Source organism: Cupriavidus ulmosensis (assembly GCF_977008105.1).
Window position 1 is genome coordinate 93405 of the sequence record NZ_CDRMWP010000003.1, and the last position, 12006, is coordinate 105410.

General features: G+C 63.1%; 14 protein-coding genes. 4 read left to right on the forward strand and 10 right to left on the reverse strand.

Annotated features, from left to right (window positions below; translation table 11 throughout):
• On the reverse strand, positions 1-1005 hold the full coding sequence (locus ACWTPI_RS34365; RefSeq protein WP_059414470.1) for a PRTRC system protein D: 1005 nt from the start codon (positions 1003-1005) through the stop codon (positions 1-3).
• Between the two features lie 1124 nt (positions 1006-2129).
• Here ACWTPI_RS34365 and ACWTPI_RS34370 point away from each other — a divergent pair.
• From ACWTPI_RS34370 to ACWTPI_RS34385, 4 genes are all read left to right on the forward strand, one after another.
• On the forward strand, positions 2130-3284 hold the full coding sequence (locus ACWTPI_RS34370) for an integrase domain-containing protein (RefSeq protein ID WP_059414468.1): 1155 nt from the start codon (positions 2130-2132) through the stop codon (positions 3282-3284).
• Positions 3284-3637, forward strand: a complete 354-nt coding sequence (locus ACWTPI_RS34375) for a hypothetical protein (RefSeq protein WP_156174000.1) — start codon at positions 3284-3286, stop codon at positions 3635-3637. The genes ACWTPI_RS34370 and ACWTPI_RS34375 overlap by 1 nt, the downstream gene beginning before the upstream one ends.
• Before the next feature lie 112 nt (positions 3638-3749).
• A complete protein-coding gene (locus ACWTPI_RS34380) occupies positions 3750-4037 on the forward strand; it encodes an HU family DNA-binding protein (protein ID WP_059414466.1) in 288 nt (95 codons plus the stop codon).
• A 113-nt stretch (positions 4038-4150) separates the two neighbouring features.
• Entirely contained in the window at positions 4151-4945 is a 795-nt protein-coding gene (locus tag ACWTPI_RS34385) for a hypothetical protein (protein ID WP_231586616.1), read from the forward strand.
• Between the two features lie 152 nt (positions 4946-5097).
• Here ACWTPI_RS34385 and ACWTPI_RS34390 read toward each other — a convergent pair whose 3' ends face one another.
• The 9 genes from ACWTPI_RS34390 to ACWTPI_RS34430 form a co-directional block, all read right to left on the reverse strand.
• A complete protein-coding gene (locus ACWTPI_RS34390; RefSeq protein ID WP_059414464.1) occupies positions 5098-5991 on the reverse strand; it encodes a DNA/RNA non-specific endonuclease in 894 nt (297 codons plus the stop codon).
• A 174-nt stretch (positions 5992-6165) separates the two neighbouring features.
• Positions 6166-6420, reverse strand: a complete 255-nt coding sequence (locus tag ACWTPI_RS34395) for a hypothetical protein (RefSeq protein WP_059414463.1) — start codon at positions 6418-6420, stop codon at positions 6166-6168.
• A 27-nt stretch (positions 6421-6447) separates the two neighbouring features.
• Positions 6448-7203: a hypothetical protein gene (locus ACWTPI_RS34400; RefSeq protein ID WP_059414461.1), complete on the reverse strand. Its 756-nt coding sequence runs from the start codon at positions 7201-7203 to the stop codon at positions 6448-6450.
• Complete coding sequence (locus ACWTPI_RS34405) at positions 7200-8456, reverse strand: site-specific DNA-methyltransferase (RefSeq protein ID WP_059414459.1); 1257 nt, start codon at positions 8454-8456, stop codon at positions 7200-7202. The genes ACWTPI_RS34400 and ACWTPI_RS34405 overlap by 4 nt, the downstream gene beginning before the upstream one ends.
• Positions 8453-9583 (reverse strand): DUF5131 family protein, encoded by a 1131-nt coding sequence (locus ACWTPI_RS34410; RefSeq protein ID WP_059414457.1) that lies wholly within the window; start codon positions 9581-9583, stop codon positions 8453-8455. The genes ACWTPI_RS34405 and ACWTPI_RS34410 overlap by 4 nt, the downstream gene beginning before the upstream one ends.
• Positions 9580-9822, reverse strand: a complete 243-nt coding sequence (locus ACWTPI_RS34415; RefSeq protein ID WP_231586615.1) for a hypothetical protein — start codon at positions 9820-9822, stop codon at positions 9580-9582. Before ACWTPI_RS34415 ends, ACWTPI_RS34410 begins: the two co-directional genes overlap by 4 nt.
• A gap of 196 nt (positions 9823-10018) precedes the next feature.
• Positions 10019-10336 carry a hypothetical protein gene (locus tag ACWTPI_RS34420; RefSeq protein ID WP_156173999.1) on the reverse strand — a complete coding sequence of 106 codons (318 nt, stop codon included), beginning with the start codon at positions 10334-10336 and terminating at the stop codon, positions 10019-10021.
• A gap of 79 nt (positions 10337-10415) precedes the next feature.
• On the reverse strand, positions 10416-10778 hold the full coding sequence (locus ACWTPI_RS34425; protein ID WP_059414453.1) for a hypothetical protein: 363 nt from the start codon (positions 10776-10778) through the stop codon (positions 10416-10418).
• A complete protein-coding gene (locus ACWTPI_RS34430; protein ID WP_059414451.1) occupies positions 10775-12004 on the reverse strand; it encodes a DUF1173 family protein in 1230 nt (409 codons plus the stop codon). Before ACWTPI_RS34430 ends, ACWTPI_RS34425 begins: the two co-directional genes overlap by 4 nt.
• Positions 12005-12006: the final 2 nt, after the last annotated feature.

Here is a 12006-nt window from a genome sequence, read left to right on the forward strand (position 1 = left end):
TTACGCCGCGGATCGTGCAGACTGCCGAGCCGCACCGATGGTGTAAAAGCCCCGGACGTTTGCGAAGCAGGGGGCATCCATCACGTGGATGGTGTTGCGAGGGAATGCCGCCCGGATAGTCGGGGCATACAGGGACGCGCCACCACCCGTCAGAATAATCGCGCGGATGTCTTCCGAGCGACCGACACGAGTTTGAACTTCCTTGATGGGTTGCTGGGTTACAGCCATCGCCTCCGCGAGGTAGTCGCGGATATCCAGATCCTCGCCATAGAAGAGCAGCGGCTTGGCGTCACGGATCGCCTTATCGATCCGCTCGATGCTGTCCATCGATTCGCCCTTGGCTGCAGAGATCAGGCTGGCCACCTGTTGATAGACGCGAGCTGCCCCACACGGAAAACCACCGCTTCGTGTGTCGTCCATCGCGTAGCCGCGTGCGACGACCCAGTCCGTGGTGAAGTATCCGACGTCGATGACCAGATAGGCATTGTCGGGATCGTACTTATTGCCACTTTGTTGGATGAACGTCACGAGCGTCCCGAGTGGCTGAGGAAGAGGAAGGACGCTGGCAATCTGGATGGCGCCCCAGCCGAAATCGTGCGTTCCGGTGAAGCGGTCCTTGAGGAAGGCTGCGTACTTCTGAGTATTGTGCACGGGCAGGCCGAGGACAAGGCGCTCGATCTGCGAGGCCTTCGCGTAGTTCAGAGAGCCGGCCAGGAGCGCAGCATAGTTTGCCGTGGTGACGAAGTCCTCCGACAGCGCGCGGCCCGTGTTGCCGTAGGCCGCAGTGAGCGAGACCTCCGGGCCTACCTCGTAGGTGGCGCCGTCGACCTCCACCTTCACGACGTTACGCGCCCGGAGCACAGAACCTCCGTGCGGGGTGAGTGAAGACGTGGCGGACAGAGGTGCGAGAGAGGGAAACATGCTCGTGGCGACGTCCGAACCCAGCGGAAAAGCGGACTTCGTATTACCGTACCCGACATCGACAGCGACTGTTGCGACTTTCATTTCTTGCTCCAAGACATTTGAAAAGAGAAAAAAGACATGGCGGGTATGGAACTGTCTCGCCGGCCGTCAGCGACCGGGAATGCCCCACGTAGATCGTCGTCGTGGCACATGGGCGGCCATCATGGGACCTAGTGCCACGAAATCCGCTGCGTTGGATCGTGACTAGCCCTCTATGGCCTGCCAAGTGCCACGACGCCCACTCAAGTGCCACATCGTTGAATCCAATCTACCGGGGAAATGGCGAAGTCAAGGCCGCAAAAGCTCGCGATTTCGCAGGCTCAAGCGTTGCCATCGTCGAACGTTGTGCTTTATCCTGTGCGTACCCATCGCGTCCCCGACGCATCGATCCCGCCGCCATTGCGCGGCACACTCAGGCAAGCGAGGCCCTCAAGTTGGGCCGGCGACCGCCAGATGTTCACGCCGGAAACTGAACCGGCTTTTTTTTCAATCAAATCAAGTGGACCGTGTCGGATAGTGAGGACACCGGACACCGCGATACCAAGCCGATAGCGGTCTGTTTGTGAAAATAGACCGAAGTGCGGACGAATCCGAAGCCGGACACCGGACAGGTGTACCGAGAAACTTCCGCAAGTAGACAACGCTCTTTCAGCCGGGTGGCTGGGCGCGGATCACGAAGCCCGACACACTGCGGCGGGGATGATCCGGCTTTGGGGCGGGGAGCTGACTGCGCACCGGAAAGGTGAACGCGGGCTTCTGAGCAATATCGACCCGGGAGGCGCTACCGGTACCAGAACGGCGCAACAGGAATCACCCACCGCGGACGGGCGCATGCGCGAGGACAAGAATCCTCGTGGATGCGCCCGGCATCGCAGATGCAGCCGGGTGGATGGCCGCAGGGGCGTGCCAGGCGAGAGCCTGCGCGCATAGCGGACAGTCACGACGCATTGCTTCCATGCTCAGGGCTGATCGGTTTGGCATCGCTAAAGGACAGGAAGGTAGGGGCATCCGGCAGGTGGCCGGTTAGCTGGGCGTGGTGGCTCGGTACACCAAGATGGCGGACACGGTTCGGGGCCGTGATTCGCCAGACGAAAGAGAAACTCGCTGTCACGGCCATCAAGTCGGGTAAGGTCAATTTGGCATCGGGCTTTGATGAGAGGATCCCCATGAGCAAATCAATCAACCTGCTCCCACTGCTGGAGCAGTACAGTCTTCCCGAGCGCTTCAAAGCCGAATTCGCGGTATTGGCCACTTCGCACCTGCATCAACCGCATAGCGGGACGCGCGTGAGCGGTCGATCCCTGTCGCAGATGTCTCAGCGGCAGCGGGTGCAGGCCCTGTTGGCGATGTTCGTGGAGCTTCGCACGGCGGGGCGCATGGCCGTGACATCGCCATACAGCATCCGCCAGAAGCACATCGCCTGGCTCGTGCAACACTGGGTACTTGAGCGAAGTCTCAATGTCGGCACGGTCGAGCTTCGTCTGACGCATTTGCGCGCGTTCATGAGCTGGATGGGGAAGCCGAAGGTGGTTGGCCGCATCGATGAGTACGTCAAGCGGCCGGAGGGTTACGTGCGGAGGTACGTAGCGCAGGAGGACCGTTCCTGGGAGGGCAACGGCGTGGATGCGATCACTAAAGTCGCGCAGATCGAGGTTAGCGATCCGCACGTTGCGCTGCAACTGAAGCTCGAGGCGGCGTTCGGTCTGCGCGCGAAGGAGAGCTGGCGATTGAAACCTGCGTTCGATGTTCTGCCGTCAGGGCAGCTGCACGTGCATGACGGCACGAAGGGGGGTAGGCCGCGACGGGTCGCGATCGAGTTCGACTGGCAGTACGAGGTTCTGGCGGCGGCGGCGAAGCTCGCGGCAGCAACGAATCCAGAGCGCGGCACGCTAATCCCTGCTCGCTACACCCAGGCAAGATGGCGGCGGCGCTTCTATACCGTGCTCGAGAAGCACGGGATTACGAAGAATGGTGATGGGGTGACCGCGCACGGGCTGCGGCATCAGTTCCTGCAGCAGATGTACCACCGTGAGGCCGGTCAGCCTGCGGCCGTGAAGGGGGCGGGCAAGGTGCGCGATGTCGCTGCGCACCGGGAAGCCATGCGCAAGGTGGTTGAAGCGGCGGGGCATAGCCGGGCGACGAAGGCGAACGCGTACCTGTCGACATACTCCACGCAGATGTCGTCGAAGCGGCCGGACCCGACTCTGGCAGAAGTGAAGGCCGCCATTGTCGCCCGTGATGGCAACAGGTCCGCGGCCGCCCGAGACCTAGGTATCTCCCGCACCAAGCTCTACAGGCTGCTCGGGCAAGGGGAAAGCTGATGGGACTGATCGTCATGCCGGATCCGGACCTGTACCTTACGCCCAGAGTGTCGACGAATGCTACTGGATCGTTCGCGTGGGGACGCAAACACGAAGAAGCGCTCTCGATGGTGGACCTCCAGGCGATCCTGAGCTATTGCTGGGACGAGGGGTATCGGCATGGACGGATTTGCGCGGTACGCAGCCGAGCGGAGGATGACATTGCATGTGCAAACTTCTTTCACCGATCGCTGTTGGACGGGCTGCCGCATGCTGTGTTCGAGCGCAGCTTTCGGCGAGGTGCCAATGATCAGATTGCATGTGTGGGAATCCACGTGGAAGACGAGGCGTCAGGCTGGTGGGACGGGCAATAAACAGATGTCTCGCGAATGCTGGCCGTTTCTGCCAACTTTTTGACGCCATCCCGGGGCATATGCGTGGATATAGTGGGTTAGTCGCCGATTCCCGGCGCAAACGGAGAAATAAATGAACAAAGCGGAACTGGTTGACGCGATTGCGCGAGGCGTGGATGGCTTGTCGAAGGCAAAGGCTGAAGAAGCGCTCAACGCGACGTTGAACGCCATCATGGGCGCGGTGGCAGGCGGTGACACCGTGAGTCTGGTCGGCTTCGGGTCTCTCGGCAGGGGTGATCGGCTGGCGCGCGTCGCCCGAAATCCCCGGACCGGCGAAGAGATCGCCGTGCCGGCGGCGAAGACCGTCAAGTTCAAGGTCGGACAGCGGTTCAAGGACGCTGTGAACGGGGTGCCTCAGTGACCTCGGCCGGGGACCCGTCGTATTGCACAGTAGCCGAGCTGCTATCGGGCGCTGCCGCCATCCCATCCGAGATAGACCGGATCGAGCTCGAGTATGAAGGGGTAAGGTGCCACGTGTACGGCGTGCTCCATGGCCTGACGGGTGGTACGAATCTCGAGTACAAGGGCCACGTGGAGCGGGCCATCGCGAGTGCGCCCGGCCTTATCTTCGGCGAGATGCGGTTTATCCAGATGTACTGTGGTATTGAGGTCGATATGGACGACTGGACCGAGATTCCGCTTGCGGACGCATTCCGCATGCAGCTGAAGGCCACAATCTCGCCGCTTCGACTTTGGCGCGTGCAACGCACCAGGCGGGCCGAGAGAAAGACGGTGACGGACCGCTTCGGAGCCGATGGCGTGCGCCGGTTGCAGGATATCGGCGGCTCGATGGCGTTTCACGCGCTGCACCCCACCGAGCGGCGCCAGATCGCCGGTTTCCTGTCACCAGGAGACTACCTGGTGGAGAACTGCTTGCGGCGTAGAGGGCTCGGGCGCACCGAGCCACCGGCATTCCCCGATGGGGACTGGCACTGGATGCAGATGGTCGAGCCGCAACTGAACATTCCACTGCGTAGCGTCTTCATGCTCGAGTTCGCCGTGGAGCGGGCGAGGGCGATCGGCGTGGAGGAAATCTCTATCTTCGTCGGCGAGATCCACAATTCTGACATGCAGTGGCTTGCGACGTGGGATGCTGGCACTGCCGAGGATACCGTGCGGGTCACAGTTGATGGGGTCCGGCGTCGTGCGCGTGCCTTGGCTCGCACGACCAGGCGGCCATCGCGAATCGGCTTCGTCTTGGCCTCGTTGGCGGGTACCATGCCTGCCTTGCTGGCCTATGCAGTCGTGGGCGCTTGGATTTTGCGTTGACGCCTGGCGCTGACGTCGGTGGCGGCTCCGCTCTCCTCGTGATCTACGTCGAAAGGTGGTGTCCAGACAGCACCTTTCGCGTTTTCTGGACGGAACATGTTCCTTCGTGGGCTGAAGCTGTAGACCTGCTCCGTTTGCCGAGCCGGAGCCTGCTAACGCGCGTATGCAAGCGCGAGAGACAGCAGCGTGCCCGCGCTCTGCACCAGATGCGAGGCCGACTGCGCCTTTGCAGCTTCGGCCGATGTCAGCCACGCCAGCGTGACGCGGCGTGCCGGCTTCTCGCCAGGATGAGGTGTCGGTGGGGGCAGGTCGATTGCTGTTCCGCGCTGCCCAGGTGGCAGGGACGGGAACGGGTCGACGCCGGTGAGATGAGCGAGCTCCGCGATACTGGCCTCGCTGTACGCAGGGGTTTCGTCGTTGCGCACGATGTAGGCGGCGGCGCCCTTGCCAGGCACGTAGATCGCCTTCCAGACAAAATCCGGGATTCGGATGCGGCCGCGAAGCATGCCGGCGTTGCGTATGAACGCCGGGCCGGTCACCACATAGGCGGCGCCGATTTGCCGCACCAGCTTGCGCGTAGAGGTTTCGATGTGACTCCAGGTTCGGCGGTTGCTCGTGGGGTTCTGGGGGATGACGTTGGCCAAGCTGAAACTCTCGGCTTGAGATGCCTTGTCGGCAAAATCGCCGCTTGGCGCCATGTGGCCGCGATCATAGCCGGCACCACGGCCGTAGTCGGCCAGTCGGGCACGTGCCTCAGCGGGGAGGGCGTCCTCTTCGAAGAAATCGCTGTCGCGCGGAACATCCCTCGCGGCGTTGACAGCATCGCGAGTGAGGAACTCGGCAGACCAGAGAGGCGTCCGGGTCAGTTCGGAGGTCAGTGTAGCGTAGGCCCGGTAGCAGAGCAGGTGGGCCTTGCCAGCCGGCTTCGCGATGACAGGCCGCCCGAGGCCGAACGAGCCGGCACAGGCAGACTGAGTCGGCTCTTTGGCGCTGGCGGTGGCTGCGGCCAGCGCGAGAAGGGCGGCGAGGAGAAATTTGCGTCGCATGGAGAGTCCTTCGAGGGAGGTGAATCCAGCTTGCCCGATGCCAGCCGATGTCAAGGGGTGGGCGCAGCAGCCCGGGCGGTGTCGTCGCGGTCGGGCTGCTCTAGATGGCAGATCGGAGAGTGGGGAAGACCTGCAATGGTGTCAATGCCGCCCACGCGGTTCCCCATCCCCAGGCTACTCCCGCGCCAGATCGAGATATCCCTCGGTGGTGCGGAGCACCTCGCGCTGTGTGGCCATCTGGAATGCCTGCAGCGCGTCCGCATGGTCTCGAAGCGCACGGCCGATCTGCCAGAATTCATTTAGCCAATGGCCGTCTTCGCCCATCGGCCCGGCATACATGCCGGTCTTGATTGCACCGCGGATGGCGAGAACGGTCTCCGGATCGGGATATTCGTGTTCGTTGGAGGGGTTGGCTTTGTGGCTCATCATGAAGAATCTTGCGTCTAAAGTATGGGGTCAAACAAAGCACATCCCGCTGTCACAATGGGCGAAGAGCACACCGTTACGCTCATCCAGGTCCGCTTGGTCGAGCGGAACGCAATCGTGGTGCAGAAAGGCATGCGGGTCCCGGCGGTGTAGGTCGCGCTCAAACTCGATCGCGGCGTGCCAGTCGGCGGGCTTGTTGTCGCGTATATCACGCCACTCTTGTGCCGTGTGGTTCGGGCACATGTAGCACGAGCTGCGCGGGGGATCCGGCCATCCCATCCGCCTCACCAGGGTGATGCAGTCACCGCGGTTCATGCCGCGCTCGATCAGTGGATAGCGCGTGTGCCATTTTTGGCCCCGGTGCTTCTGCATCCGTCCGATTTCATCGACACTGATTCCTAGCCACGTGTCGACCAGGTCAACGCCGTTCCGGTTGGCCCAGCGCTTGATGACCTCCCGCTTCCAATACGATGAGCACCAGTTGGACAGCTTACCCACTTCCCCGCCGCGCGTGGAGAATGCCGGCAGCAGCAGGGTATTGTTGTCTGCGCCCCCGTATAGGTCCCGCCCCTCGAACTGGTTCTTATAGATGCGATGCAGCGTCACGCCGACAGCGGACAGCGCCGGCACGATAATGGCATCCATATACGACCACGTCGTGGACTGCTCGCGTCCTGTGTCTACGATGGCGGCAAGATCCGGCTTGATCTCACCCATGGCGATCAGTGCGGCTATCGCGGCGGACTGGACGCCGCCGCCGGATGCCCAGAGTTGCGTGCGGATCATCGGTGGCTGCCTGTAGAAGAAAGGGCGGCAGTCAGGGTGGGGTTCAGCTCAAAGCCTGGCGCTGTCCTAAAGAGCTCAGCCGCGCCCCGGATGTACTGGTGGATCCATTCCGTAACCAGCCAGCGTCTACCAAGGCGCTCAGCCGCTAGCCCAGTGCGGATCGTTCCGCCAAACGGGTCCACGACCAGGTCACCCGGCTCCGTCAGAAAGCGGATGAAGAAGTCTGGGATAGCCGTGGGTTGCATGGCGCCATGTACTGGTAGCCCCAACGCCTTTGCCTGTTGGCGATAATGCCGGGTGTCTGCGCAGGCGTGGCCCCGTTCCAGGACGTTCCGGGCGAGGCGCCCAGCCGTTTCGGCCCTGAATGATCCCGGCCGAATGCGATATGCGCCATCTCCATAAATGGCCGTGCGGGACTCGCCGCCGGCGCGAACCAGACTACGATGGCGCGCAGTGTGCTCCTGCAGGATCCGGCGGTTATCTGAGCGAATGCGATGAGGGTCGTTGGTGAACCACAGAATGGGCTCGTAGCCGGTAGCGAGTTGCACCCGGTTGACGCAGGCCCACCAGGTGGGCGCCGGCGGCTTGCTGTAGTTCACCCATGGAATACGGTCCATCAGTGCCAGACCGAATCGATCGTGGAGGGCCAGAACGAGGCGTTCGACATACAGGGAGCGCGCGGGGCTACGGTCTTCGAAGATGTCGTTCGACACATTGAGGACGATGCTTCCGCCTGGGACCAGCCCGGCCGCGATGGGCTCGATGACACCGCAGATGAAGTCGACGAACTCAGCAGCTGGCGGATTACCATACGCCCGCGCGTGTCGCAGCGGATAGGGGATCGATGTGAAGCAGAGCGCGATCGGTTCGCCCAGGCTTGGAAACACGTCCTGCGACTTGCTCCAGATTGCGACGCCGAGATCTGTGCTGAATGCTAGCAGCTTCACACCGGACGTCGCGCGGTCAAGCTCCTTTCCTGCTGGCTCCGAAAGTCGCCAGAGTCCGCGTTGGTCGGGAATCCGTTCGATGATGCCGAGGCGCTTCAGGGTTTGCTGATGCCAGCGGACGGCGCGTTTGAACGGGCTGTGCAGCGCGCCTGAGGCGCCGATCGGTTGGCGGCGCAATGTCTCCGCCGGTTCAATATCGGCCGCCTTCGCCACCGTGCCATATAGCTCGGCGTTTGAAACAGGGCGGTCGGCCGCATCGGCAAAGGCCGCAGCCACGTGGGCGAACAAGTCCAGTTGAGCGGTCATCGGCTAGCCTCGCTCGCGCGAGGTATTGCCCGTCCGCATGCGGCAGACCCTGTATCGAACGGATTGGGGTATGCATCGTGCAGGACACCATCGAGGAGCCGCCCCGCAGCTTTCGTGCCGACCCGGTGCATCACCGTCACCGGGAAGCGGCCGTCGTCGCGTGCCCGCACGAAATCTTCGCCAGTCTTGAGCTGCAGGCCACACCTGTCCACGCAGATGCCATCACGGACCCAGCTCGATGCCTTGCTTACCCAATGCTCGAATGTCTCGAATGTGCGGAAGACAGCTTCGCCGGCGGTCAATGTTCGCGCGGCGGTATGCCATTCGCCCCAATGGGTGAAGAGGTACGGGACGCCGGCGGTTGCGCATTGATCGCGAAGGCTACGGAAAAAGGCGGGCAAGGTGTAGCGAGCGTCCGGTCCCAACTCGCCGCCGGCAATGATCCAGTCGATCGCGCTTGGCGCGTACACGTTGCCAGAGGCATGCAGCAGGTCGCCCGTCATGGTAGAGAACACGTCGATGGGGCCGAGTAGCGGTTCCAACGAGAGGAAGCGGAGCTTCGCAGGTGTCCGAAGAAGCTTCGGGATGTCGCGGTCCGCCTCGGCCTGGTTGACGACAGGCACACCGAGCCAGATGTCCGCCGGCGGATTACCGGCGATCCAAGTGGCAAGCCAGGGCACCAGCGGATTTTCCGCACAGTCTTTCCGAAGCACCAGTCTGTTGAACGCCTCCCCCAGTCGTTTCGAGACGTTGCCGATCCGCTTCGTCAGGACGAGCTTGTCGAGGTTAGGTGTCTCGCGCCAGAGCTCGAGCACGTCGATGAACCATTCGAGCGGTACCTCGCTATCGAATATGTCGGTCGGGCCCCCAAAGAACACGCGTTGCCGGCGGCCGTGGACAGATGCGAACGCGGCGTGAGCGGCGTTCCAGCGAAGCGGATTGCGCCGGTTGGCGAACGGTGTCCGGCGCCGTCGCACCCCCGGGCCCCAGTTCGGAGCGGTCCCACCGCCGAAGCGCGCGTTACGGCGCGCTGCGTAGCAGTCGTCGCGGCCAAGGCTGACATTCTGGCAGCCCTCCCAGGGCGAGAACGTATGGTCGCACCATTCGATGTTGGAGTTTTCGTTCACGATTTTGTCTTGGTTGGTTGTTCCAATGCGTGTGCTAGGTGCCGAGCGTATGTCGACACGGCGCGCCAGTAGGTCGCCATCGGCCCCTTGCGGCGGCGCCACGCGTCTTCAGCCTGGGTGTTGGCCTGGTCGCGAAGCTGGCGGAAGATCCGGGCAATCGCGCGGCGATCCTGCTCGGGTAGGTTCAGCAGGTCGGAGGCGGCCGGCAGGCTCAGAAGGGGGTTGATGTAGCCCATCATGCGCGCTCCGTGGGTGATTTCCCGCCGCCGGGTGTCACGTTCTTTCTCTGCCGCACCTCTTCGAGAGAGCGCCCGCAGAACGCGCATCGGCCGAGTCCCCAAGCTCCGCCATTCCAACGGTGTCGTTGGCCAACCCGCAAGCCCGTCTTGGGGCTGCGCCCGCCAAGCGCGCTGCGGGGGATGAGGTAGAGCAGGGTCATGCGTGCACCTGTCCGAGCGGGTGCATCGTGCGGATGTTGTTCGCAGATGCGGGATCGTGGGACCGGATATCGGCGATCGGCTGGCCAGCAGCGGCCGCGGGGACGAGGTCGACAGCGAGGTGCGCGGAGCAGGTGAGTCCGTCCACGAGCACGTGACTGGCCTGTGCGGTAAGCGTGCCGGTCCGGTCCGGACCGAAGTCCACCGGCAAGACCAGCTTCGCCAGTCGGGAAGCATCGGGTTCCGCTGGGGCCGCGCGGCAGACAACGGCATGACCCGCCGCGGGAGACGCGGGAGAAGTCTGGCGTTTATTCATGGGATCGGCGAAGTGAAAGTAGGTACAGGCCCAGCCTACCGATTCGCGATGGAAGTCAAGTTTCGCCGGTGAGTTCGGATTAGGCGGCGCGGCGGTGTGGGTCTTCCACGTCGAACTGCTCGGGGACGGTGAGGCCTGCAGCGATGGCGCTCGCACGGAGGCGAGCCGGATCGATGGAGTCGGTCTGCAGCGCGGTCAGCACGGCACCGGCGAAGGTGCGCAGGGCCCCAAGCTCATCGGCCAACTGCTCGGGCAGGTAGAGGAATAGGCCGCTGGCGAGTAGGGTGACCGCCGGTGTCTCCCGCGCGACCTGCACCAGGAGCGCTTCAGCGCGAGGACGGTCCACGCCCAGGCGGCGTTCGAGCAGCGCGACAGACGCAGCGCGATGGGCGTGGATCAATGCGAGCGCGGCATCGAACAGGGGATCGCGTTTCTCGGTCACAGGTCGAGCTCGGAGCGGCCATTGGCCGGAGGCAAGCGGAGGAGCCGCAGGTAATCGACGCGTGCATCCCACTCGATGTAGGGAGTGACCTCGTTCGCGTAGTGTCGGCGCTTCTCCTCCAACCGGGCATCGTAATTCGGATCCCCGGTCATACCGAGGACCTCGATCATCGTCTCGGGGTTGGTGTCGGTGAGCACGAAGTCGGGGTGCACCGCGGCGCGGCCGAGGTGCCGCACCGGTTTGCGGAAGGCACGCTGCATGGTGACCAGGTAGTCTGCCATGGCGATTTCGTGACTCGAATCGCAGGGAAGGAACTGCCGATTGGTGAGCATGGCCGCCGCGTCGACCACCGTGAGGTAGTTGGACTTCGATCGCTCGACCGCGAGGATTGCGACGCAGCGCCGATCCGGTTTGCCGATGCCGGCGAGGGGAAGAGCGTAGGATCGCTGGATGCGTTCGTATAGCCCGGGGGACGCGAAATATGCTTGCTTGCTTTGGCGCAGAATCAGCATGCCGCCGTACTGGGTCGGCTTGTGAGTTTCGATCTCTCCGATGACCAGGCCGCGCTGGTTGGCGTCACCCATGGGTTTGAGGCGTTCCCGGAACGCCTCGAGTTCTGCGAGGATCGCGGTCTTGCGAGACGGGTCCCACCGTTCCATGACGTGTAGCAAGGCGTCACCGGGCTTCCCGTTGATCCTGCACTCGGCAAGCTCGGTTGTCAGTTGCGACCAGCAAATATTCCAGCCGCGCCCGCCGTGGCCAGGCCAGACATTGAGGCCCGCCGCCTCCCACGCATATTCGAGGAACGCGAGCAGGCCGGCTGTGCGTCGTTGAGGCCGAGCCCCCGCCGAAGGTGTCTTGGCCGTCGACGACTTTGTCGGCGATCGTGTGCTCACTGACAAGGAGAGATCGAGCCGAACGTCATGATGCCCGTCGCGCTGGCGAAAAGCGTCGAGCTCGGTTCCCTTGCTCTCCGATCCTGCCGTCCGTTGATGGAACCGACAGAACGGGGAATGCAAATGAGCCTGTTCCGGCCAGCGGGCGAGCAGGAACGCGCCGCTGTAGCGTCGAATCACCAGCTTCGGCCGAGGGCTGTGCATGCTGCAACCACACTCCGCATAGCCCTGGATCGTCTTGGCTCGCTCCAGGACGCGGGCATACCTTGCCGGGTTTTCCTGAACGTCCTCGAGCGGGTATTCGGTGGCGCCGATGCGCACGGTGGTCATGG